The organism is Nocardia uniformis NBRC 13702, assembly GCF_001613345.1.
Lineage (GTDB): Bacteria > Actinomycetota > Actinomycetes > Mycobacteriales > Mycobacteriaceae > Nocardia > Nocardia uniformis.
Map to the genome: position 1 here is coordinate 27,444 of NZ_BDCE01000070.1, position 23,546 is coordinate 50,989.

24 protein-coding genes are annotated in these 23,546 nt (G+C 67.2%); 11 read left to right on the top strand and 13 right to left on the bottom strand.

The window, feature by feature from the left end; translation table 11 throughout:
• Positions 1-371: 371 nt before the first annotated feature.
• Together lnt and NU1_RS25945 are read right to left on the bottom strand one after the other, a co-directional pair.
• Positions 372-1,958: an apolipoprotein N-acyltransferase gene (lnt, locus tag NU1_RS25940; RefSeq protein WP_371859839.1), complete on the bottom strand. Its 1,587-nt coding sequence runs from the start codon at positions 1,956-1,958 to the stop codon at positions 372-374.
• Between the two features lie 649 nt (positions 1,959-2,607).
• Positions 2,608-4,203: an amidohydrolase gene (locus NU1_RS25945; RefSeq protein ID WP_067525211.1), complete on the bottom strand. Its 1,596-nt coding sequence runs from the start codon at positions 4,201-4,203 to the stop codon at positions 2,608-2,610.
• Positions 4,204-4,324: 121 nt separating this feature from the next.
• Here NU1_RS25945 and NU1_RS25950 point away from each other — a divergent pair, with 121 nt between their 5' ends.
• Positions 4,325-4,552, top strand: coding sequence for a DUF5302 domain-containing protein (locus NU1_RS25950; RefSeq protein ID WP_067525214.1), 228 nt, complete (start codon positions 4,325-4,327; stop codon positions 4,550-4,552).
• Positions 4,553-4,627: 75 nt separating this feature from the next.
• On the opposite strand, the gene NU1_RS25955 is transcribed toward NU1_RS25950, so the two are convergent.
• The 3 genes from NU1_RS25955 to NU1_RS25965 form a co-directional block, all read right to left on the bottom strand.
• The gene (locus NU1_RS25955) at positions 4,628-5,122 is read right to left on the bottom strand and encodes an FxsA family protein (RefSeq protein WP_067525216.1); all 495 of its coding nucleotides are present in this window, start codon (positions 5,120-5,122) and stop codon (positions 4,628-4,630) included.
• 105 nt (positions 5,123-5,227) lie between these two features.
• Complete coding sequence (locus NU1_RS25960) at positions 5,228-5,890, bottom strand: response regulator (RefSeq protein WP_067525217.1); 663 nt, start codon at positions 5,888-5,890, stop codon at positions 5,228-5,230.
• A gap of 50 nt (positions 5,891-5,940) precedes the next feature.
• Positions 5,941-7,188 carry a sensor histidine kinase gene (locus NU1_RS25965; protein WP_067525219.1) on the bottom strand — a complete coding sequence of 416 codons (1,248 nt, stop codon included), beginning with the start codon at positions 7,186-7,188 and terminating at the stop codon, positions 5,941-5,943.
• Positions 7,189-7,355: 167 nt separating this feature from the next.
• Here NU1_RS25965 and NU1_RS25970 point away from each other — a divergent pair, with 167 nt between their 5' ends.
• Positions 7,356-7,709: a VOC family protein gene (locus NU1_RS25970; RefSeq protein ID WP_067525441.1), complete on the top strand. Its 354-nt coding sequence runs from the start codon at positions 7,356-7,358 to the stop codon at positions 7,707-7,709.
• Positions 7,710-7,974: 265 nt separating this feature from the next.
• Positions 7,975-8,742, top strand: a complete 768-nt coding sequence (locus tag NU1_RS25975; protein ID WP_067525443.1) for a TSUP family transporter — start codon at positions 7,975-7,977, stop codon at positions 8,740-8,742.
• A gap of 23 nt (positions 8,743-8,765) precedes the next feature.
• Here the strand turns inward: NU1_RS25975 and NU1_RS40655 are convergent, their stop codons facing one another.
• Complete coding sequence (locus tag NU1_RS40655; RefSeq protein WP_245720315.1) at positions 8,766-9,590, bottom strand: TetR/AcrR family transcriptional regulator; 825 nt, start codon at positions 9,588-9,590, stop codon at positions 8,766-8,768.
• Between the two features lie 188 nt (positions 9,591-9,778).
• Between NU1_RS40655 and NU1_RS25985 the strand changes: the two genes are divergently transcribed.
• On the top strand, positions 9,779-11,305 hold the full coding sequence (locus NU1_RS25985; protein ID WP_371859840.1) for a TldD/PmbA family protein: 1,527 nt from the start codon (positions 9,779-9,781) through the stop codon (positions 11,303-11,305).
• 136 nt (positions 11,306-11,441) lie between these two features.
• On the top strand, positions 11,442-12,839 hold the full coding sequence (locus tag NU1_RS25990; RefSeq protein ID WP_067525445.1) for a TldD/PmbA family protein: 1,398 nt from the start codon (positions 11,442-11,444) through the stop codon (positions 12,837-12,839).
• 162 nt (positions 12,840-13,001) lie between these two features.
• On the opposite strand, the gene NU1_RS25995 is transcribed toward NU1_RS25990, so the two are convergent.
• Positions 13,002-14,705 (bottom strand): flavin-containing monooxygenase, encoded by a 1,704-nt coding sequence (locus NU1_RS25995; RefSeq protein WP_307644848.1) that lies wholly within the window; start codon positions 14,703-14,705, stop codon positions 13,002-13,004.
• Positions 14,706-14,772: 67 nt separating this feature from the next.
• Complete coding sequence (locus tag NU1_RS26000; protein WP_067525223.1) at positions 14,773-15,180, bottom strand: MerR family transcriptional regulator; 408 nt, start codon at positions 15,178-15,180, stop codon at positions 14,773-14,775.
• Positions 15,181-15,229: 49 nt separating this feature from the next.
• Here NU1_RS26000 and NU1_RS26005 point away from each other — a divergent pair, with 49 nt between their 5' ends.
• From NU1_RS26005 to NU1_RS26015, 3 genes are all read left to right on the top strand, one after another.
• On the top strand, positions 15,230-16,114 hold the full coding sequence (locus NU1_RS26005) for an NAD(P)-dependent oxidoreductase (protein WP_067525225.1): 885 nt from the start codon (positions 15,230-15,232) through the stop codon (positions 16,112-16,114).
• A 101-nt stretch (positions 16,115-16,215) separates the two neighbouring features.
• The gene (locus tag NU1_RS26010; protein ID WP_067525227.1) at positions 16,216-16,746 is read left to right on the top strand and encodes a PadR family transcriptional regulator; all 531 of its coding nucleotides are present in this window, start codon (positions 16,216-16,218) and stop codon (positions 16,744-16,746) included.
• The gene (locus NU1_RS26015) at positions 16,743-17,822 is read left to right on the top strand and encodes a serine hydrolase domain-containing protein (protein ID WP_067525228.1); all 1,080 of its coding nucleotides are present in this window, start codon (positions 16,743-16,745) and stop codon (positions 17,820-17,822) included. Before NU1_RS26010 ends, NU1_RS26015 begins: the two co-directional genes overlap by 4 nt.
• Positions 17,823-17,977: 155 nt before the next feature.
• Here the strand turns inward: NU1_RS26015 and NU1_RS26020 are convergent, their stop codons facing one another.
• Together NU1_RS26020 and NU1_RS26025 are read right to left on the bottom strand one after the other, a co-directional pair.
• Complete coding sequence (locus NU1_RS26020) at positions 17,978-19,051, bottom strand: protein kinase family protein (RefSeq protein WP_067525230.1); 1,074 nt, start codon at positions 19,049-19,051, stop codon at positions 17,978-17,980.
• Positions 19,052-19,324: a helix-turn-helix domain-containing protein gene (locus tag NU1_RS26025; protein ID WP_067525449.1), complete on the bottom strand. Its 273-nt coding sequence runs from the start codon at positions 19,322-19,324 to the stop codon at positions 19,052-19,054. It abuts the gene before it with no gap.
• 77 nt (positions 19,325-19,401) lie between these two features.
• Here NU1_RS26025 and map point away from each other — a divergent pair, with 77 nt between their 5' ends.
• Positions 19,402-20,169 carry a type I methionyl aminopeptidase gene (map, locus tag NU1_RS26030; protein WP_067525231.1) on the top strand — a complete coding sequence of 256 codons (768 nt, stop codon included), beginning with the start codon at positions 19,402-19,404 and terminating at the stop codon, positions 20,167-20,169.
• Positions 20,170-20,179: 10 nt separating this feature from the next.
• On the opposite strand, the gene NU1_RS26035 is transcribed toward map, so the two are convergent.
• Positions 20,180-20,899 (bottom strand): DUF8817 family protein, encoded by a 720-nt coding sequence (locus NU1_RS26035; protein WP_067525233.1) that lies wholly within the window; start codon positions 20,897-20,899, stop codon positions 20,180-20,182.
• Positions 20,900-21,031: 132 nt separating this feature from the next.
• On the opposite strand from NU1_RS26035, the gene NU1_RS26040 reads away from it, so the two are divergent.
• Positions 21,032-21,616, top strand: coding sequence for a PadR family transcriptional regulator (locus tag NU1_RS26040; RefSeq protein WP_067525234.1), 585 nt, complete (start codon positions 21,032-21,034; stop codon positions 21,614-21,616).
• A gap of 9 nt (positions 21,617-21,625) precedes the next feature.
• Positions 21,626-22,009: a PPOX class F420-dependent oxidoreductase gene (locus NU1_RS26045; protein WP_067525236.1), complete on the top strand. Its 384-nt coding sequence runs from the start codon at positions 21,626-21,628 to the stop codon at positions 22,007-22,009.
• A gap of 280 nt (positions 22,010-22,289) precedes the next feature.
• Here NU1_RS26045 and NU1_RS26050 read toward each other — a convergent pair whose 3' ends face one another.
• Positions 22,290-22,673, bottom strand: coding sequence for a PPOX class F420-dependent oxidoreductase (locus NU1_RS26050; protein ID WP_067525238.1), 384 nt, complete (start codon positions 22,671-22,673; stop codon positions 22,290-22,292).
• Positions 22,674-22,839: 166 nt separating this feature from the next.
• Positions 22,840-23,376 (bottom strand): DUF8020 domain-containing protein, encoded by a 537-nt coding sequence (locus NU1_RS26055; protein ID WP_067525240.1) that lies wholly within the window; start codon positions 23,374-23,376, stop codon positions 22,840-22,842.
• Positions 23,377-23,546: the final 170 nt, after the last annotated feature.

A 23,546-nucleotide genomic window follows, 5' to 3' on the forward strand; every position in this document is an offset into this window, starting at 1 on the left:
CGAGCCGTAGGACGTGATCCACGACCTATGATTCGGAGCATCACGCCGACTGGATCGGTAGTGATCTCGAGTTGTCCGGCAACGAACGTCGTTGGCGGAGTTAGTTATTCAATGGCTAATTCACCGCAAACCTCGCGATTTCGGGATCTAGCACGGGAAATAGGGGTAGAGTTCCGGCAATTCGGAATTTTCCTCCGGCAATTCGGACAGGTTATGATCGCACTAGCTAAGAGCTGGCGAATCAAACTTGGCGAGCCGGGCGGGCGACCCTCATTCGCTCCGCCACCACGAACGTCACGGGTGGTTCACCGCTCGGACGGCCCGGTACCCACGGCAGGTACGGGGTCGCCCCGATTATTGGAGCCGGGTGGTTACCCGACTGCGTCCTGGTCGGTCGGCGTCGCGGGGGTGGGGGTTCGCCGACGGATCGCTGCCACCGCTATGGCGGCCGCGGCCAGAATACACAACAGCACTTCCGGTGCGGGTCCGATCCGCGTGGCAAGTGTCGAGTCCTCGCGCAGCGGCACCGTGGCGACCAGGGCGGCCGGAACGAACTGGCCAGTCTGCTGTTGAATTCGCCCGTCGGCGCCGATTATCGCGCTCACGCCGGTGGTAGCGGAGACGATGAGGGCGCGGCCGTGCTCGACCGCGCGCACCCGCGACATGGCCAATTGCTGATAGGTCATCTCACTCTTGCCGAAGGTGGCGTTATTGGTGGGCACCGTGAGCAGCTGCGCGCCCGCGCGGACGGCATCGGAGAAGGCGCGGTCGAAGGCCACCTCGTAGCAGGTGGCGACGCCGATGTCGACGATTCCGGCGCGGGCGGTCGGGACCGCGACGACGCCGTCACCGTGGCCGGGGACGAAATACCCGGCGCGGTCGGCATATTCGGAGAAGTGCCGGAAGAACTCGCGATAGGGCAGGTATTCGCCGAAGGGCTGGATGATTTTCTTGTCGTGCCGGTCGATCGGCCCGTTCGCGCCGTCCCACACCATGACCGAATTGGTGGTGGTGCGATCGGAATTCACCAGCACCGCGCCGACCAGGATGGGAGCTTTGATCTCCGCGGAGGCCCGGGTGATGAGGGCGGCGGCATCCGGGTTGCGCAGCGGGTCGATATCCGACGAATTCTCCGGCCAGATCACCACATCCGGCTGCGGGGCGCGTCCGGCGGCCACCTCGCGGGCCAGCTCCTCGGTGCGCCTGACGTGATTGTCGAGCACCGCGCGGCGCTGGGCATTGAAATCGAGTCCCAGGCGCGGCACGCTGCCCTGGATCGCGGCGACCGTGATCGGCCGGTTGCCGTCCTCCGGGCCGGGCAGCGCGGGCCGGAGGATCACTCCGGTGACAGGAATGATAGCCACAACAATTGCCGCGACAATAATTCGGTTCCACGATATGAGACGCAAAGTCCCCCAGCTGGAAAGACGCGGAGAGTTAGCGGCTTCGGCATCCGCGCCGCGCGAGCGCCACAGCCGCAGCACGATCCACGCCACCCCGGTTCCGGTCAGCGCCACCAGGAAACTGAGCAGCGGCGCGCCACCGACCATGGCAAACGACAGAAACCAGCCGTCGCCCTGCCCGAAAGCCAGCCTCCCCCAGGGAAATCCACCGAACGGAAAACTGGCCCGCAACCACTCGGTCAGCGACCATCCCGCAGCCACCCACAGCGGCCAGCCCGGCAACCGCCCGACCAGTCGGGCGACCATGCCGAAGAGCCCGACATACACCGCGCACACCACCGACAGCGCCAACCACGGCACCGGCCCCACATAGATCCCGGTCCACGGCAGCAGCGGCAGGAAGAACCCGAGCCCGGCGAGCATCCCGTACCCGAATCCCCCACGCAGGCGGCCGTTTCCACGCACGGTGAGGGTGAGTATCGCGATGCCGACAGGGGCGATGAACCACAGCGTCCGCGGCGGGAAGCTCACGAACAGCAACAGTCCCGCGATCACTGCCGTAATCGACCGTGCCACAACCGGATACCGCCATGCCGACGCCACGGCCCGATCGACTGGCCCTCGGGGCCGGTCACCAGCGGTGTCTGCAAGCTGCCCGGAGCCGGGGGACTCACCGACATGGTCGTGTGGGCGTCCCGACCATTCGCTGTGACGCGCGTCGCCGGGGTCGACTGTGCCACTGGACCGGTCGGCTCCGCTGACGCTCGCCGTGGGCGTCAGGACTCCTACCGTATCGGCCGACTTGCCGACACCGGCGCGATCCGGCCGTTCACCCCCGATCGTCGCTGTCATACCGGCCGAAGCGATTTCGCCTGTGGAACCTGGCCGATCGGTCACCCTGCCCTGTGCGGCGGGGGCCGGAACCGCGGCAGCATCGGCCGGGTTGCCGGCGTCTGCGCTATCGGACCGTTCTCCGTCTGCCGTCGACTTGTCCCTATCCGGGGCAGGTTCACCTGCGCGGCTGAGCTGTTCGATTTCCCTGCCGTCTGCGCCGGGCATCCGGGAGGCGGCGGGGTCGGCCCGGTCGCCGAGGTTCCCGTTATCGGACCGTCCATCGGATTGTCGGCCGTCAATCTCCGAATGCATATCGCTCGAGGCCGGTTCGCCTGGGGCGCTGGATTGTTCGGGCACGCGCGGGTCCACCTCACGCACCGTGGATGGTGACGCCGCGGTTCACGGTGCGCAGGCAGCGCGGGAGGGGGGCTTCCGGGGTGAGGGGTGGGAGGCCGGGGACTCGGGAGCGGGGGTCGGTGGACCAGCGTTGGACCTTGTCGGTGGCCGCGGCGACGACGAGTTCGCCGGCTTCCCAGATGGCGTAGGTGGCGGGGGCTCCGGGGACGAGGGTGCCGGAGACGCCGTCGCGGACGCCGCCCGCGCGCCAGGCGCCGCGGGTGGCGGCGGTGAAGGCGGCGCGGGGGGAAATCCGGTGGCCGGGGGTGCGGTGGTGGGCGGCGGCGCGTACGGCCGCCCATGGGTCGAGCGGGGTGACGGGGGCGTCGGAGCCGATGGCGAGGGAGATTCCGGCGGCGGCCATGGCGGCGAAGGGGTTGAGGGTGGCGGCGCGGTCGGCGCCGAGGCGGGTGGCGTACATACCGTCCGGGCCGCCCCAGGCGGCGTCGAATCCCGGTTGCACGCTGGCGATTACGCCCCACTCGCCGAGCTGGGCGATCTGGTCGGCGTCGAGCATTTCGGCGTGCTCGAGACGGTGGCCGCGCGCGGCGACGGCCGGACCGCCGAGTTCCGCGACGGCCCGGCCGAAGCCCGTGACCACGGCGTCCATGGCGGCGTCGCCGATGACGTGGAATCCGGCCTGGATTCCGGCCTCGGTGCAGGCGCGCACGTGTGCGGCGATGGTGCCAGCGTCGAGGAAGCCGATACCGGTGCTGTCGCTATCGGTGTAGGGGTGGCGCAGCCAGGCGGTATGGGAGCCGAGGGAGCCGTCGACGAACAGGTCGCCGCCGAGTGCGTGCACGCCGAGTTCCTCGAGCAGGGTGCGGGCCTCATCGGCGGTGCGCACTGCCTCGCCCCAGTACACGCGCACGTCGACGCCGTGTGAGAACTCCAGCAGCTCCGCCACATCCGTGCGTCCGCTGATGTCGGGCCCGGCGCATTCGTGGACGGCGGCAATGCCCTGGGCGGCGGCGTGGTCGAGGGCCGCCTGCCGGGCGCGGTCGCGCTGTCCACGGTCGAGTCCGGCCAGGGTGGCGGTGCGCACCAGGTGGTGGGCGTCGGCGCGCAGCGGTTCACCACGGGTGAAGCCCGGTGTGGCGGTCACTTCGGGCACGGAGTCGAGCAGTGTGGACGACACCGCGGCCGAATGCGCGTCCACCCGAGTCAGATACACCGCGCGGCCGGGTGCGGCGCTCTCCAGGTCCGCGACGGTCGGCGGTCGTCCCTCGTCCCAGCGCGTTTCGTCCCAGCCGTCCCCGATAATGGTCCCGTCCGGGTTGGCCCGCGCGAATTCCCGCACCAGATCCAGGCATTCGGCCAGCGAATCGGTGCGCGACAGATCCAGTCCGGTGAGTTTCAATCCCAGTGCGGTGATGTGTACGTGCGGATCCACGAACGCGGGTGCGACGAACGCGCCCGCCAGGTCGATGATCTCCGCGTCCGGATGCAGTGCCAGCGCTGGTTTGTCCTGCCCCACCCATACGACGGTGCCGTCACTGACCGCCATGGCGGTCGCGTCCGGATTACTGGAGCTGTAGATACGGCCACCGACAAGCAACTGGGTACTCACGAGTCTCCAGTCTGCCGCACGCCCCGCCGCGCGGTCCCGGCAGCCTCACCCGCGACAGCCGGCGACGCGACGCACGGGCCGGTAACTGGTCCAGCGCCCGCCCGCCTGTCACGCTAGGGGTGTGAAATCTGGAGATCAGGACGATACGGAGGCCACCGCAGCCTCCGAGCCCGCCGAAACCGGTAAGCCCGCGGATGACATCAAGCGTCGCTTCCGCGAGGCCCTCGAGCGCAAACAGGGTCGGCACTCCGATGGTGTGGGCACCGGCGGCGGTGGCAATTCCAAGGTCCACGGCACGCACGGACCGGCCAATAACAAGCAGATGTTCCGCCGTAAGAGCGGCGGCTGAGCTCCGACCAGCACAGAGCGAACCGGTGGTGAGCCCGACTACGGAGTCACCACCGGTTCGGCATTGCGGCCGGTGTCAGCGAGGTTCGATAATGCGGTGCGCGGAGCCCTGTCCGTCGTCGTACCACTGGTTCTCCACGGTGGCGTCGATGACCTCACCATCGGGATCGATGACCACGTTGCCGTAGCCATGGGGTCCGACGGCCATGGCCACGCGATCCATGCGGCGGGCGGCGAAGGCGGCCACGGCCGGGCGGAGCACGAAGCGGGTGGCCGGGATCAGTGCCAGCAGACCCACCAGTGTGGTGAGCAGGCCGGGTACGAACATCAAGACCGCACCCGCGGTGACCAGCGCGCCGTCGGCGACCGCCGAACTCGCCGCGATCTCCCCGCGCCCGGCCTTGCGGAACTGTTCGAATACCCGCCGCCCCTGCGATTTCACCAGGATCAACCCGGCCGCCGATCCCGCGATGAGCAGCAGGATGGTCGGAAATACGCCGATGACGTGGCCGACCGCCACGAGCGTGGCGACTTCCGCGACGAGATAGGCGATGAACAACAGGGCAGCCATGGTGCGATCCTTTCGGACGATCTACTCGAGACAACGTCCGGGAGCCGGAATTTTCTCCCGAGGCCGCGACCACTGTGTCACAGCGCACCGCCGCCAGTCGGCGGATCAGGCGCTACCGGGGCGGACCAGACCGGTTTCGTAGGCGAGGACCACCGCTTGGACCCGGTCGCGCAGGCCGAGTTTGGTGAGTACGCGGCCGACGTGGGTTTTGACCGTGGCCTCGGAGAGGAAGAGGGCAGCGGCGATTTCGCCATTGGAGCGGCCCGCGGCGATATGTTCGAGGACTTCGCGTTCGCGGGCGGTGAGGACCTCGAGGATGCCCGGATCGCGGCCCGCGCCCGGATCGTCGGCAATGAGGCGGTCGAGTAGTCGTTTGGTGACCTTCGGGGAGACCACCGCGTCGCCGGCGGCGACACTGCGAATGGCGGAGATGAGGTCTTCGGGCGGGGTGTCCTTGAGCAGGAAGCCGCTGGCTCCGGCGCGGAGCGCGCCGAGGGCGTGTTCGTCGAGGTCGAAGGTGGTCATGACCAGAACCCTGCTGCCGCACTCGGATTCGATGATGCGCGCGGTAGCGGTGACACCGTCGGTGACGGGCATGCGGACATCCATGAGCACCACGTCGGGGCGCAGTTCGGCGGTGCGGGCAATGGCGGTGCTGCCATTGTCGGCCTCACCGATCACCTCGATATCGGGATGCGCGCCGAGCACCATCTTCAATCCCGCGCGCATGAGTTCCTGGTCGTCGACTACGAGAACGGTGATCGGCACACGGACCAATCTATCGGCCCGGCGTCCCGGTCCCGGCCGCGCCCGGCCGGTTACTCGCCGGGGGTGCGGTCGAGGGGGATGGTGGCGCGGACGCGCCAGCCGCCCTCGAGGCGGCGTCCGGCGGTGAGGGTGCCGCCCAGGACCGCCATGCGTTCGCGCATACCGACCAGACCGAACCCGCTGCCGGTAATGCGGGTGGGTGAGTCACGCTGGGCGGCGGCCGCTTTCATGGTGCCGCTCCCGGACTTGACCGCGGCCGTATCCGTGGCCTGGCGAATCGCGACGGACGTGGCGCCGGAGTCGGTGACCTCCACCAGAATGTCGGTGTCGCGGCGGCGGACCCGCACCTGGGCGAGGGCGTCCGGCCCGGCGTAGCGCAGGCTGTTGGTCAGCGATTCCTGCACGATCCGGTGCACTCCCAGGCTCACCTCGGGGCTGACATTGTCGAGTTCGCCGGTCAGTTCCAGTTCCACCGCCAACCCCGCACTGCGCATCATCTCCACGAGCTTGGCGATACCGGCGGTGCCGTGCTGCGGCAACTGTTCGGGGGAATGCTCGATGCGCAGCAATTCGACGGTCCGGCGCAGTTCGCGCAGCGCCTCCCGGCCGGTGGAGGCGATGGTGGTGAGTGCCCCCTCGGCCGTATCGGGGTCCCGGCGCAGGGCATAGCGCGCGCCGTCGGCCTGCACAATGATGACGCTCACCGCATGGGCGACCACATCGTGGAGTTCGCGGGCAATGCGGGTGCGTTCGGCCGAAACAGCGTCGTGCGCGCGGCGTTCGCGGTCGTAATCGGCGACGGCGAGGCGGGCGGCGACCTCGGTGTCGTAGGCGTGGCGCGCACCGATGAATTCGGCGAGTGTCCAGCAGAACGCGTAGTACACGACGGTGAAGGCGATATCGGTGCCTTTCGGCGTACCGATCATGAGGGAGGAGAACCCGCTGTCGAGAATCAGGGCGCCGAGGTACCAGAGTCCTTGGCGGCGGCCGACATACGCCACCAGCGTGTACAGCATGATGCCCAGCGCCAGCAGCGCCGGATGCAGCGCGTCCCCATCGTCGATTCCCCAGTGCACCAGCGTGGTGAACAACGACATCCCCAGCACCACCAGCGCGCTGCCCACCGGATGCGTGCGCCGGAAGATGACCGGCAGCGGCAGCAGCACACTGATCGCGAGATAGACCGCCTTGTGCCGACTCTCCGAAACACCGAGCGCATCGACGAGCATGAGCGCGATCGCCAGTATCGAATCAGCGACCAGCGGCTTCCCCCGCAACCAGAGACTGAACCGACGCATGGCACCACCCTAAGGCTCCCCTGCCTCCCCGAGACATCAGCGCCCGACCGAGAGTCGCTGGCCTGCACCCCTTCGCAGCCCGTTTCGGCGAAACTATCCGGAGGGTGTCGGCACGAGATCTCCACCCCGCCTCGGGCGAGGCTGCCGACAGCGAGGAGTACCCAGACATGACGAACCGCTGGGTCGGAGTGACCATCGACTGTGTCGATGTGGAACAGTTGGCGCGCTTTTGGAGCGGGTTACTCGGCCGCCCGCGGGGGCCGTCCCAACCTGGATGGGTCTACCTCGGACATGCCGACGACGCACAGCCCCGCCTCGTCTTCCAACCTGTGACCGCGCCCAAGCGCGGCAAGGTGCGGCTGCATCTCGACGTCGCCGTTGACGACATCGCCGAGGGCATCGCCCAGGTCGTCGCCCTCGGCGGTCGGTTCACCGGCGAACGGCACGACTACGACGAGGGCGTCGTCGTAGTCATGGCTGATCCCGAAGATCATGAATTCTGCCTGGTCCAGTACTACTGAACCGACGCACGGCACCACCCTGAGCTGGCTCCCCCGCCTCGCTCCCCCACACGCAACGTGTCACCGACGAGCACAGCGGGAAGGCGACAACTGATCTCGCAAGAATCGGGGTAACTCGTCGGGTACGCCCAAAATCGGCTCGACTCCCAACCGGCGGCACGCGTGCACGACGGTCCACGGCTCTCAGCCGGGCGCTGAAGATTCGGGGAGGCGGCGGAGCGCGTGGTGATTTGCCGGGTGTATGCGGTTCTGGTTGGGTCGGCGGGTGGATGTTGCTGACTGGGCGGTATTGCTGACCGCGGCGACTGCGGCCGGGTGGGTCGATGCGGTGGTCGGTGGCGGTGGGTTGATCATTCTGCCGACGCTGTTCGTGGTCATGCCCGGTGTGGCACCGCAGACGGCGTTGGGCACCAATAAGATCGCGGCGTTCTCCGGGACCACCGCGGCGGTGATCACGTTCGCTCGCAAGGTGCCGATGCAGTGGAAGTCACTCGTGCCCGCGGCGGCGCTGGCGGGGGTGGCGGCGGCCGCCGGGTCGGCGGCGGTGGGGCTGATCGACCGGGATCTGTTCATTCCGATCGTGATGGTGGTGCTGGTGGCCGTCGCGATATTCGTGACGCTGCGTCCCTCGATCGGCGTCACCCTCGCGACTCATCCCCCGACCCGACGGAAAGCGCTGCTGGTGCTCGGCATCTCCGCCGGGCTGATCGGCCTCTACGACGGTCTGCTCGGCCCGGGCACCGGCACGTTCCTGATCATCAGTTTCGCCACCCTGCTCGGCACCGAATTCGTGCAGGCGGCGGCCATGGCCAAGGTGATCAATTGCGGCTCCAATCTGGGGTCGCTCATCTTCCTCGGCGCGACCGGACATGTGCTGTGGGCGCTCGGCCTCGCCATGGCGGTCGGCAATGTGGTGGGTGCGGTCATCGGCTCGCGCATGGCGCTCGCGCGGGGCGCGGAATTCGTGCGGGTGGTCTTGCTGGTGGTGGTGATCGGCATGGTGCTACGCCTGGGCTGGCAGCAATTCGCCTGATACCGAACCCGCCCGAGGACGCACTAGACGAGTGCGTCCTCGGGCAACGGTAGGTCGTCGCCGGCGGCGCGGCGCGCCGCATCGGGTGCGTACCAGGTCGCTTCCCGGCGTGGCGCGTCCTCCTCCACGCGGTGCCCGCGCTCGACGGTGAGGCGCTCGTTCGGTAGCGATCGCCTGGTGTCGAAGGTGGTGCGCTGGATCGGCGTTCGCGGCGCGTCGACGGCGGGTTTATCGGATAGCCACGGGGCCAGCACTTTCGACGTGGTCTCCCGGATCATGCGGTGCAACTGATCACCGTCCTCGATTCCGGGTTTCTGGAACAGCACGGTGAGCGCGCCGGAGACGGCCCCGACCACCGCGCCTACCAGGGCGGCCGCGCCGACATCGTCGAGTTCGTCGGGGAAGGCGTCGCGCAACTGTCGGGCGATCTCCTGCTGTGAGGCCAACTGGGCGTAGGCCGCGCGGCCACTCACCGCGGGCACCGTGCGCGAAATCTGGGCGCGCAGTACGGCGATTCGCGCGCCGAGGTTGTCGCCGAGGTGATCGCCCGGGTTGTCGCCCGCCGCGCGCAGGGCGCGCAGCAGCACCTCCACCGGGCGTTCCCCCGGCCGTCGGGTGGCGATGGCCTGCACCGCCGACTGCACCCGTTCGTCGGGCTCGGGGAACAGTAGTTCCTCTTTGCTCGCGAAGTAATTGAAGAACGTTCTGGTGCCGACCTCGGCGGCGGCGGCGATCTCGGCGACTGTGGTCGCCTCATAACCTCTGGACTCGAATAGTTCGACGGCGGCCTCGTGGAGGGCGCGGCGGGTGCGTTCACGTTTGCGGTCACGGAGTGCGGATGGCGGCACGCGGGCAGACGCTACGGCATCCCAACAGCAAAATGCCGGATGCCGGTGTCTTCGACGTGTGCGTTTCATGGTGTGCGACTTCGCAGTCCATGCATTCTTGCAGCGTGTGCACGATTGCACGGCGTGTATTTCGGGTCGCGGGCGAGTGCTGTTGTCACCGTGGGCGTGTCGCGCCTAGTTTGGACGAGGTGAGCATCGCAACCAAGGTCGTGGACGAGCAATTCCGCGCACTGCCGCTGACCGCGCTCGCCGACGCCGCCCTCTCGGCGGCGCGCGCGGCCGGGGCGAGTTACGCCGATCTGCGGGTCCATCGTCTCCTCACCCAGTCCATCCGGCTGCGCGACGGCCGAGTGGAAGCGATCAGCGACAGCACCGATCTCGGCTTCGCGGTACGGGTAATCGTGGACGGCACCTGGGGTTTCGCCTCCCATGCGGTCTTGAGCCCGGACTCGGCGGTGGAGGTGGCGCGGCGCGCCGTCACGGTCGCCACCACATTGCGGGCCTTGAATCGCGAGCGCGTGGAGCTGGCCGCGGAGCCGGTGTACGACAGTGCGGAGTGGGTGTCGGCCTACGATATCGATCCGTTCGAGGTGCCCACGCCGGAGAAAACGGCGCTGCTGCTGGACTATTCGGCGCGTCTGCAGGCCGCCGACGGTGTCGACCACGTGACGGGATCGCTGCTGCAGGTCAAGGAGCAAACCTTCTACGCCGACACCTTCGGCTCGCGCATCACCCAGCAGCGGGTGCGGCTGCAACCGCAGTTCGAGGCCATTACCGTCGATCCGGCGGCGGGCGTGTTCGAGACCATGCGCACCCTCGCCGCCCCGGCCGGGCGTGGCTGGGAGTACGTCACCGGTGCGGACGGAATCTGGGACTGGGCGGGCGAATTCGCACAGATGCCGGAGTGGCTGGCGGAGAAGGTGATGGCCCCGACCGTCATCCCTGGGTCGACCGACCTGGTTCTCGACCCCTCCAACCTGTGGCTGACCATTCACGAATCCATCGGTCACGCCACCGAATACGACCGCGCCATCGGCTACGAATCCGCCTACGCGGGCACCTCCTTCGCCACCCCCGACCAGCTCGGCACCCTGCGGTACGGCACCCCGATCATGCGGGTGACCGGCGACCGCACCGAACCCCACGGTCTGGCGTCGGTCGGCTACGACGATGAGGGCGTGGCCGGGCAGCAATGGGATCTGGTGCGCGACGGCATCCTGGTCGGCTATCAGCTCGATCGGGTCTTCGCGCCGCGTCTCGGACTCGACCGTTCGAACGGCTGCTCGTATGCCGACTCCGCGCACCATGTGCCGATTCAGCGCATGGCAAATGTTTCGCTACAGCCGGATCCGGTCGCCGACACCACCACCGCCGAACTGATCTCGCGGGTCGAGGACGGTCTCTACATTGTCGGCGACAAGTCCTGGTCGATCGATATGCAGCGCTACAACTTCCAGTTCACCGGTCAGCGGTTCTTCCGAATCCGCGACGGCGAGTTGGCCGGACAGGTGCGCGATGTCGCCTACCAGGCCACCACCACCGACTTCTGGGGGTCGATGGAGGCGGTCGGTGGCCCCTCGACCTGGGTGCTCGGCGGCGCGTTCAACTGTGGCAAGGCCCAACCCGGGCAGGTCGCGGCGGTCAGCCACGGCTGCCCGTCGGTTCTGGTGCGCGGTATCAACGTTCTCAATACGCGAGCCGAGGCGGGGCAGTGAGCGACTCGGTGAGTATCGAACGCAGCCATCGGACCGGTGCGGTGAGCGCCGCGCATCGGGCCGCGAATATGAAGGGGGCGCGGTGAACACGCCGAGCGGACAGGACAGCACCGTGGGGTCGGCCGCAGTCGCGAGCATGCTCCCCGCACCCGAGGTCGTGGAGCTCGCCCTGCGGCTCTCGCGCGCGGACGAGGCCATGGTTATTGTCACCGACGCCCATGACGCGTCCCTGCGGTGGGCCGGAAATTCCATGACCACCAATGGTTCCTCGGTCTCCCGGGAGTGGGCGGTGGTCTCGATCTTCCGGGATGGTCCGACCGTGGCGCGGGTCGGCAATGTCGGCTCCACCAGTGTCGATGCCGACGAGATCGAGGCCGTGGTGCGCGCGAGCGAGGAGGCCGCCCGCACCGCCGCACCGGCCAAAGACGCCATGGCGCTGCTGGATCCGGAGTCCCTCGGTGCCGACAGCCTGGACTGGATGCTGTCCTGGGACGGCTCTCCCGCCACCACCGATATCACCGTCTTCGAGGGCCTGGCCCGCGATCTCGCGAGGGGTTTCGACGGCGCGGATCGGCTGTACGGTTTCGCCCATCACCAGGTGCATTCCAGCTGGCTGGGCACCTCGGCCGGGGTGCGTCGGCGCTGGGTGCAGCCGACCGGTTCGGTGGAGATCAATGGCAAGCGCGGCGCGGGCACCGATCTCGCCAGCGCGTGGGTCGGCGCGGGCACCACGGATTTCGCCGATATCGACACGCCCGCGCTCCTGGCGGAGCTGTCGCGGCGGCTCGATTGGTCGAAGCGGCGCGTGGAGCTGCCCGCCGGACGCTACGAAATCCTGCTGCCGCCTTCGGCGGTCGCCGACCTGATGATCTATATGGCGTGGTCCATGGAGGGCCGCGGCGCGCACGAGGGCCATACGGCGTTCTCGCGCCCGGGTGGCACCCGAATCGGTGAGCGGCTCACCGATATTCCGCTCACCCTGTATTCCGATCCGGGCGCGGCGGGGCTGGAGTACCGGCCGTTCGTCGCCACCACGTCCTCGTCGGAGTCGTTGTCGGTCTTCGATAACGGCCTCACCGCGCAGCGTGCCGACTGGATTCGCGAGGGTGTGATCGAATCCCTCGTCTATCCGCGCGCCACCGCCGCCGAATTCGGTGCCCCCGTCACGGTTCCGGGCGGGAACCTGCTCATGACCGGTGGTTCCGACGCCTCGCTCGCCGAGATGATCGCCGGTACCGAGCGCGGACTGCTGCTCACCTGTCTCTGGTATATCCGCGAGGTGGATCCGGCCTCGCTGCTGCTGACGGGGCTCACCCGCGACGGGGTGTATCTCGTGGAGAACGGTGAGGTGACCGCGGCGGTCAATAACTTCCGCTTCAATGAGAGCCCCCTCGATCTGCTGCGGCGCGTCACCGAGGCGGGCCGCACCGAGATCACGCTGCCGCGCGAGTGGAAGGACTGGTTCACCCGAACCGCCATGCCCGCCGTACGCATTCCGGACTTCCACATGTCGTCGGTGAGCCAGGCGACCTGATACCGGTGCCAGGGGCCTCGGGCGGGGCGGGCGGCCACGATCGCCCGCTCGCACGAGGGTGGCGGGCAGGATCACCCGCAGGCATGCGCGGGGGCGAGGATCACTCCCGGGCACGAGCGTGGCGGCGAGGATCACCCCCGGACACGAGCAGGGCGGCGCGAATCACCCCCGGGCGGGTGGCTTGAATTCGACGTATCCCTGCGCGGCCACATCGCCGCAGATCTGCCGGTAGAACACCCAGCCGCCCATGAACATCGGGTATCCGCGCGGTTTGCCCGGCACATTCGCGCCGTTGTAGTACGACGATTCGGTATTCGCGTAGGCGGGGATGGCGGCGGCCAGCTGTGCCACGAGCTCGGTCCAACTGTCCTGTGCCCGCTCAGTCGGCTCGAATTCCTCGATACCGGCTGCCCGCAGGTGGTCGAGGCAGTTCAGCAGCCACTCCACCTGTTGTTCGGCGAGCGCGATGGCCATCACCACGATCGAGGGGCTGCCGGGACCGCCGACCATCAGCAGGTTCGGGAATCCGGCGACGCCGTAGCCGAGGTAGGTGCGGGGGCCGTCGGACCACAGCTCCCGCAAGGACTTTCCGCCGCGGCCGCGAATATCGATGCGGTTGATCGCGCCGGTGATGGCGTCGTAGCCATTGGCGTAGACGATCACGTCGGTCTCGTATTCGATACCGCTGGTGAGTGTGATTCCGGTGGGCGTGATCTCGGCGATCGGATCGCTGCGGATATCGACCAGATCGACATTGTCGCGGTTGAACGTCTCGTAGTATCCGTGATCGACGCACGGCCGTTTACCGACATAGGGGTGGTCACGCGGAGTCAGGAGGTCGGCGCGGTGCCGATCGCCGATCTGCTCGCGAATCTTCGCCCGAATGAAGTCGGCGACCAGCCCATTGGCGTCCATTTTCAGTGCCACGTCGGAGAACGCCACCGCCATCTCGAACGAACCACCCAGCGCCCACTGCTCTTCGAGGCGGGCGCGCTGCTCGGATTCGGTCATATCAGTGGAGGCCAGGTCGGTGGAGTGCAGATTCAGTCCGGCGTGTGAATTCCGTTGCGCCGCCGGAACGGTCGGGTAGTCGCGTTTGACCCGTTCGATTTCCTCGGCGGTCAAGGGCCGATTGCGGCCGGGCACACTGAAATTGGCGGTGCGCTGGAATACCGTGAGCCGTGCCGCCTGTTCGGCGACCACCGGGATCAATTGCACCCCGGATGATCCCGTGCCGACGACGGCGACTCGTTTACCGCGCAGATCGACCGGTTCATGCGGCCACATCTGGGTCCGATAGGACTCCCCGGTGAACCGCTCGACGCCCGGGAACGGCGGCTCGAGGGGTGCCGACAGCCCACCGGTGGCGAAAATCAGGTAGCGGGACCGGAACCGCTCCCCCGATTCGATGGCGACATCCCACCGCACCGAGTTCTCGTCGTAGTCGGCGGTGACCACCCGGGCGCCGGTCCGGATATCGCGGCGCAGATCGAACCGCTCCACGACATGGTCGACATAGCGCAGGATCTCCGGTTGCGCCGCATACCTTTCCGTCCAGGTCCATTCCTGTTCGAGCTCCGGGGAGAAGGAGTACGAATAGTCGATGCTCTCCGCATCGCAGCGCGCACCCGGATAGGTATTCCAGTACCAGGTGCCGCCGATCCCGTCGGCTGCCTCCAACACCCGTACCGAATATCCCTGCTGCCGGAATCGGTGCAGTGTGTACAGCCCGGAGAATCCGGCACCCACGATGAGAACATCGAATTCCTCGACCGCCATGATCAACTCGCAATTCTGCTCGAGGAGAAGGTAGAACGTGTTCCACCGTAGGCGGCGATCGCGCACCGACAGGGTGGTTCGGCGCACTGTCCCGGCGTGCGGGACGCCGGGTTGCCAAACTGGGCTGAGCCGTCCCCGTCGAACTCACCGCCGCTCAGGCGGTGACGGACTCCCGCTCAGCACCGTCGAAAGGCGGATAGTTCTCGCCACCGGTTCGCGCGGCCGCGTCGATGTAATCGGCCAGAGCGTGGCGGGAGCGAGCGAGCTTGTCGATCTGATCGTCGATTCGCCGCAGCCGAGACCGCATCGCGGTCAACAACTCCGGGCATCCGGGCAGCTCCGGGGCCTCGCCGACCGCGCAGGGCAGCAGATACGCGATGTCCTCGGACGACAGCCCCGCGTCGAGCAGGTGCCGGATCTGCTTCACCCGCAGTATGGCGCCCTCGTCGTACTCCCGGTAGCCATTCGTGCCGCGGTCCGCCTCCAGGAGACCCTGTGCCTCGTAGTAGCGCAGCTGATGGGCATTGACGCCCGCCCGCCGACTCAATTCACCGATCCGCATCGAATCCTCACTTGACCTTCACACCGGTATCAACGTTGATGATGCTGTCATGACCGACACCACCGAAACACCCGTGACAGTTATCGGACTCGGGCTGATGGGCCAGGCACTCGCCCACGCCTTTCTGAAAGCAGGGCATCCCACCACTGTATGGAACCGGACGGGGGCCAAGGCCGACGATCTGATCCGCGAGGGTGCACGGCTGGCACCGACCGTCGCCGAAGCGCTTACGGCGGGTTCGCTCACGGTCATCTGCGTCACCGACTACCCGGCCATGTACGAACTGCTCGGTGCGAGCGATATCGAGCTGGACGGCACCATGTTGATCAACCTGACCTCGGGTGACTCGGCGCAGGCTCGGGAAGCCGCCGACTGGGCCGAAAAGCGCGGTGCCCGGTACCTGGATGGCGCGATCATGGCCGTCCCACCCGCGATCGGGACCGCCGAGGCGGTGATTCTGCACAGCGGGCCGGAGTCGGACTTCGACGCGCACAAGTCGACCCTGGACGCGCTCGGCACCATTACCTACCTCGGCGCGGATCACGGGCTGGCGTCGCTGTACGACATGGCAGGTCTCGCCATGATGTGGAGCGTCTTGAACGCCTGGCTACAGGGCACCGCCATGCTCCGGACGGCCGGTATCGACGCCGCGACGTTCGCTCCCTTCGCGCAGCAGATCGCCACCGGTGTGGCCGAATGGCTGCCCGGCTACGCCGAACAGATCGACAGCGGCTCCTTCCCGGCCGAAGTGTCGGCGCTGGAGACCGACGCGCGGGCCATGACGCATCTGATCGAGGAAAGCGAGGCGGTGGGTGTCAACGCCGAACTGCCGAGGCTGATCAAGGCGATGGCCGACCGCTCGATCGCCGCCGGACACGGCGGTGAGCAGTATCCGGTGCTGATCGAGGAGTTCAGCAAGCCCGGCGACGCCTGACCGAGCCCGACCGACGGCGGCGGCCTCCTCTCTCGACAGCTCGATTCGCGAGAAGGTCGCCGACTATGGGACTCCACATATATGTGCGCTAACCTATATCCATGTCCCTGCGGCACGCGATCCTCGGGCTCCTGTCCATCAAGCCGATGAGCGGCTACGAGTTGAAGAAGGTGATCGACGAGAGCGTCGGGCATTTCTGGTCGACGGATCAGTCGCAGGTGTATCGCACACTCGCGGATCTGGTGGACGGCGGGCTGGCTTCGCGGCGCACGATCGTGCAGGAGGAGCGCCCGAATATGCACGTACACAGCGTGACCGACCGCGGCCTGGCCGAGCTGGACTCCTGGCTCACCGCACCGCTGCGGATGCCGCCGACGCGCGATCCATTCCTGGCGCGCCTGTTCTTCGCGGACCGGTTACCGCCCGAGCGGATCCGCGAACTCCTCGATGCCCGGCGACGGGAGCTGAGCGAGGAGTTGGCGGCATTGGAGACGCTCGCCGTCCCCGCCGAGGCCGCCGATCTCGGGCAGGAGCTGCGGTTGGCCACGCTCGACTACGGCATCAGCGTGGGCAGGGCCGAAATCGCCTGGCTCGATAGCACGCAACGGCGGCTGGAACGGATTACGCCATGAGAACGCCCAGCTCGACCGAACTCGATCGCATCGCGGCGCGCTGCGCCGCCAAGCCGAAGGTATCGGCGTTCGGCGCCGCGATCGAACAGCCGTCGACCGGATTCACCTGGGAGTACGGCGAATCCAAGCGGCCGTACTTCATCGCGAGTATCACCAAGCTCTATACCGTCGCGATGATAATGCAGCTGCGCGATGAGCGGGCCCTCACCCTCGACACCCGCGCGGCGGAGATTCTCGGTGTGGACACGATGCGCGGGCTGAACGTGCACGACGGTCACGACTATGGTCCGGCGGTCACGGTACGCGAGCTGCTGAGTCAAACCTCCGGCATACCTGACTATTACGATCAGAAGCGGCCGGACGGCACCACTTTCGCCGACGATATGATCCGGGCCGACGCCGCCTGGAGTTTCGACGACTTTCTCGACATGGCCAGGAGTCTGCCGAGCCGATTCACCCCCTCCGAGCCGGGCCGGGCGCAGTACTGCGACACCAACTACCAGCTACTCGGGCGAGTCATCGAGGTCGCCACCGCCGGGAGCTTCGCGGACGCGCTGCGTCGCCGCGTGCTCGAACCGCTTGGCCTGCAACATACCTGGCTGTTCACTCCGCAAACCCTGGACCGCTATGACGAGGTCGCACCACTGCGACACGGCCGCATCCCACTGCGTATCCCGAAAACCATCGCTTCATTCCCCCCGGACGGCGCGGTGGTGTCGACGGCCACCGACCAACTACGTTTCCTGCGCGCCTTCATCACCGGCGAACTGTTCCCCGCCCAGTACCTCACCGAGATGACCGCACAGTGGAATTCGGTGTTCTCACCCCTGGTTCCCATCCACTACGGCGTAGGTCTGATGCGCTACCGCCAGCCCCGCTGGCAAACCCCCTTCGCCCCGGCCCCGGCCATGATCGGCCACTCCGGAGCCTTCGGCACCGTCCTCTACTATGTCCCCGACCGCGACCTCTATCTCGCCGCCACCGTCAACCAGATGCGCGCCGTCAGCCTCCCCCACATCCTCCTACTGCGACTCGCGTACCGATTCCGTCGACAAACAGTGCGGACCAGCGCCTGAGCGGCTGGATAGAAGTCCCGAACGCCCCGCCCTCGTCATTCCGGCATGCCTTTGGCCGGAATCCACACCCGAATGGCACCGCACAGTGTGGATTCCGGCCAAAAGCGCGCCGGAATGACGGGGTGAGTACGCCGTGAATCATGGTGGATATCGCGCTAGCCGCGCGTCCCGACCACGCGGCGAATCTCCTCCAGCGGATACCGTGTCTCCCGGCTCTCCTGCTGGAGCTCGCGGAAGAAGTCCGTCATCACGGCGGCCACGGGCGCATGGTGGGCGAGTATCGCCGCGGCCCGCGCTGGGATCCCAGCGGGCGGCTCACCTCGGGCATATGCGCGAATCTGGTCTCTCCGCTCTTCTCCCCAATACCCGTGCAGTTCGGTGACCAGCCAGGTCACCAGGTAGTAGATCGAATAGCACCGGTCGTAGGTCCGGTGCCGTTCGAAGAAGGCGATCTCCTCCCGCGACAGCGCGAATGCGGCGGAGATCGCGAGGCCGTAGTCGGCGAAATAGAGGCGCTGGCCGTCGGTCAGGATGTTTTTGAAGTGGGCGTCGAAGTGCAGCAGGCCGCGATCGTTCATGAACGCGATGCCCGCTGCCAGGTCGCGGTCGACGAGCGCGCAGGCCCGGTCGGCGGCCTCGTCCCCGGCGGATATCTGCTCACCCAGCCACTGGTGCAGGTTCTGCGGGATGTACTCCAGGAACAGGGCGATGCTCGCGGAGGCTCCCTCGAGTGCCTCGATCCGTTGGCGCACTTGCGATCCGCCACCCCAGTAGGCGACAACCCGGTCCACATCGGCGAGCTCCTCGGGCAGCGGCGTCGAGTCCGGCAGCACCCGCCAGTGGTACATGAGCGGGAAACCCACGTACTCCCCCACCAACACCCAGTCCGTCGTCATGGTGTGCACCGCGAGCTCACGCCAGGCCCCGAAACCCGGGCCGCCGATGCCGTATTGGCAGCGGACGGGCAGCTCGAACATATTCGCCGTCGACCGGACATTCTCCGGTTGCCGCTCCAAATCGGTGAGCGGCACCCGCTTCACGAAAACCGGGACACCCGAGACTTTCAGGAGGGCCGACTTTCCGCCGATTCCGGAGCCGATCGGCACGGCCGCGTCCACGAGTTCGCGCAGCGCGCGATCACTGTGCAGGGCAAGGGCTGTGGAGACAGTGCGGTGGGCATTCAGCCGGGCTTTGTGCGAATTCCCGGTCCGGCGCGATGACGCGCGCACTCAGGAGGCGGAGCGTTGGGCGTGCGCGGGGCTGGGCTGCCAGATATCGGCGAGGGTGTCCAGGGGGAGGTCGAGGGCACGGCTCAGGGCGACGATGGTGCCGAAGGCGGGGGTGGGCAGGCGGCCGGATTCGATTTTGCGCAGCGTCTCCGGGGAGATTCGGGCGGCCCCAGCCACCTCGGTGAGGTCGCGGGCGGCGCGGGCGGCGCGCAGCGCGGTGCCCAAGCGGCGACCTGCTTCGATCTGGGCCGGGGTGAGCGGGAGTCGAACCATGGCCGCCACTCTACGGTTTGGTATTTAAATACCGCAAGTGGTTAGAGTGGTATTTAAATACCGAGTTGGAGGTTGTGATGGTGGAGTTGAAGTCCCCGGCCGAGATCGAGCGCATGCGGGTGACCGGGCGATTCGTCGCCGAGGTGCTGGGTGAGCTGCGCGAGCGGGCGCGGGTCGGGGTGAATCTGCTCGAGCTGGAACGCCACGTGCGCAAGCGGATCGAGCAGCGCGGCGCGGTGTCGTGCTACTGGGACTACGCACCCTCGTTCGGACGCGGACCGTTCCGCAATACCGTCTGCCTGTCGGTGAACGACGCTGTGCTGCACGGCCTTCCGTTCGACTATGCGCTGCGTGACGGCGATGTGCTCACCACGGACCTCGCTGTCAGCATCGACGGCTGGGTCGCGGATTCGGCCACCACGGTCATTGTCGGCACCCCGGACGCCGAGGACACCCGTCTGGTGCGCGCCACCGAGGAGGCGCTCGCCGCGGCCATCGCGGTCGCCCAGCCGGGCAATCGCATCGGCGATATCTCCGCCGCCATCGCCGCCGTGGCCCACGGATACGGCTACGCGGTGAATACCGAATTCGGCGGCCACGGCCTCGGCCGCACCATGCACGAGGACCCGCACATCGCCAATCACGGCCGCCCCGGCCGCGGCTACCGCCTCCGGCCTGGCCTCACCGTCGCCATCGAACCCTGGTTCGCCCGCACCACCGCCGAGGTGGTCACCGACCCGGACGGCTGGACCATCCGTTCCGCCGACGGCTCCCGCACGGCGCACTCCGAACACACCATTGCCATTACCGCCGACGGACCGGAAATCCTGACCCTGGCCGCCTGAGCCCGCGCCGTCAGCCCTCCTTGGACAGCCAGTCCGCCAGATCGCCGACAATGCTCAATTCCTCGGCAATGACGGCTCGATCGGCATCCGAGAGTTCCAATTCGCCGATTTTGCCGCGCAATTGCTCCACCCTGTCGGAATCGCCTGCGGCGACGGCGATTTCGGCGAGTTGGGCGAGCGCCCGCCCCCGCTCCACCGCCGGAGCCGTCGCACCGAAGCGCTTCAGCCCGGCTTCGATGGCGCGGGCGGCGGCCTTGTCGTCGAGCTTGGACTCACGGAGGATGCGGGCATTGTCGAGGACGCGCGCCAGACCCTCGAGGTCGGTCGAGCCGCCGTATTCGACATCGGGTTCGTCACGGCGGATATAGATGACCGAGTTGCCCACCGGATCCACCACCGTGAAACGAGTTTGGCCCGGGCGGAACCGGGTGATGCGCGGAATGCCACGAGCGGGCACCCGGCCGTAGCGCGCGCGCAGGGCGGCCGTGAAATCCGCGTGCAATTCCTCGACCTCGTCCACCAGCGCCAGACAACCCACGTATGCCGATTCGGCGTCGACACCATCCTTCGGCGTGGGGCCGAAGTGCAACTCGTAGCCGTCGCGCTCGACCACCCCGTAGGTATACGGTCGCGTCTGCTCACTGGTCACCCGGTAGCCGAGGGTGCGGTAGAAGTCCAAGGTCTCGGGCAGGTTCCCGCCCCACATCACCGGTATCGACATCCCAGCCATTCCCGAATCACCTCTTTTGGATCAATTCCAGCTAGTCAAGTTTGATTACCCCAGGCTAGAACCGGTCCGATCCAGAAGTCAAGTTTGAGTACCATGACTACGCACGCTCACCTCTGCGGTAGGAGATTCGCGATGTCGGCTGTACGCCTGCTCGTACTCGGCGTGGTTCGCCGCCATCGGCAGCCGACCTACGGCTACGCGGTACGCCAGGAACTGCTGTCCTGGCGCGCCGAAACCTGGACCAACGTCAAACCCGGCTCGATCCACCACGCGCTCAAACAACTCGCGAACGAGGGCAGTCTGCGCATTCTCGGCACCGAGGGCAGCACCGTGGGCCCGGGCCGCACCCTGTTCGATCTCACCGACACGGGCGAGCAGGAATTCCTGAGACTCCTCGAAACCGCACTGACGAGTATCGATATGGAAGAACTCGGCGCGGGTATCGCCTTCATGGATGCCCTCCCCCGCACGCGGGTCATCGAACTGCTCCGGCAGCAGCAACACAACAGCAGCGAGATCCGGGACGGGCTCACCGCCATGATTCCGGAATTCCCGAGCCGCTACGAAGCCCCGTATTCACCGGATCTCCTGGAGCTGTGGACCGGCGTATTCGCCAACCTCACCAGCTGGACCGGCGGCCTCCTCACCCGCCTGGAAGCGGGCGAATACCGCATGGCGGACGATCCGGTCACGCCCGAGGCGGCGGATGCGGGATAAGCTGCGGGCGTGGATAACCCGTTCGGCCCCGTGGGCACCGCGAATTACGTGCTGCTGACCACCTTCCGCAAGGACGGCACCCCGGTCGGCACCGCCGTATGGGCGGCCCTCGACTCCGGTCGCCTCTATATCTGGACCGTCACCGACAGCTGGAAGGTGAAGCGGTTGCGGCGCAATCCCCAGGTCACCCTGCAGCCCTGCGATGTCCGGGGGAAACCGCACGGTGACGTGGTCAAAGGCAAGGGCATCGTCCTGGACGCCGAGGGCAGCGACCGCGCGCGCGGGTTGATCAAGCGCAAGTACGGGCTGATGGGCTGGATCACCGTCCAGGGCAGCCAGCTGCGGCGCGGCAAGAACGGCACCATCGCGCTGGAGATCACCGCAGACGACTGAGCGGCGAAACACCCCGAGATGCCCCCGGGGGCGACGAGTGCGGCGCCCTCCAGGATGAAGAACTAGGTTGCCTTGCGGGGTGACGAACTAGGGGCCCTCCAAAGTGACGAACTGAGTGCCTGCTCAGAGGCTCTACGCGCAACACCCCTCGTCATTCCGGCGTGCTTGTGGCCGGAATCCACACCCGAAGCGCCTGCCACACAGTGCGGATTCCGCCGAGAAGCGCGCCGGGTAACCGGGGCGGTGCGCCATGAGACGTGCGGTACTTTCGGCACCACGCTCAGGTGCCCTGTGGGGTGATCGCGAGCCCCACGGATCCGTCCGCTCCACGAAACAGCTTGTGCCCCTTGATGGCAATGGTGCCGAGGAGTCCGTACTTCCGGGCGAGCGCGCCGCGCACACCTTCCGTACCGGCGGCGTCGAGAATCTGCGCGGTTCCCGCTAGCACCTCCTGGCCGCGCGGCTTACCGCGGTTATCGCAGATCCGCAGGGTGACCTGCGGGTTGCGGCGGATCCGCTTGACCTTCCAGGCTTTCGAGTTGGTCCACACCACGATTCGGTCCCCGTCGGGCGCGACCCAAACGGGGGTGCCGACGGGCGTGCCGTCTTTCTTGTAGGTGGTGAGCAGCGCGTGTCTGGCGTCGGCCACATCTGTCCATGTCATGCCACCACGGTAGGTGCGCCGCGGGGCGCACACATCCGTCCCGAAGCGCAGCGCCGCCTACGACCGCCGGCGGATCGGCGCGGTGGACACCCCGATGCACAACTCCACCGCCGGATCACCCACTGTCCGGCGGTGGAGCGGACGGCCGATCGCACGGTTCAGCTGACTACCGCTGTCCCGCGATAATGGCCCCGAGCAGACCTCCGACGCCGCAACCGATAATCGCGCCGACGAAGAAGAACCAGATACCGATCACAATGCCGACAACGCATCCGATGAGCGCTCCGGCGACAATCGAGCCGGCGTCGGCCACATTCTGTAGCGCGACCGTTTCGAGGTTCGGCGCGGCCACATCGGCGGCATTGGCCGGTGTCACGGTAAGGGTGGTGCCGGTGGCGTCCAGGTGCGGCACCACCTGAACCGCTCGATCAGCCAGCTGGTAGGTCGTCGGAATCGCACCGACGGCCGCACCGTCGGGCGCGAGGACGATCACCGAATCATGACCCACTTCGAAGCGGCCCGAGGCCAGGGTGGTGGTGACGGCGCCGCGATCGGGAGCGAGGGTGGTGGTGTACTCGACCCCTCGGTCGACACCACTGATTCCCGGTCCGGCGACTCCGATTTCGCCGTGTGCGGTCGTGGCGGCAACGCCCAGCGCGGCAATGGAAAGTAATGCGGTAGCGGTGAATTTGGCGATACTCATAATGACTACCTAATCGAGAAGCCGATTCACCTCAGGGTACGAGTATGCGAATTCGATCGATATCGTCGAATGGGGACGACTCGATAGATGCGGCGAATCGGGGAATCGAATTCCAATTGTTGTTCCCTCGAACGGGATTGAATAGTTCCGACGCCATCCCCGGCGCAACG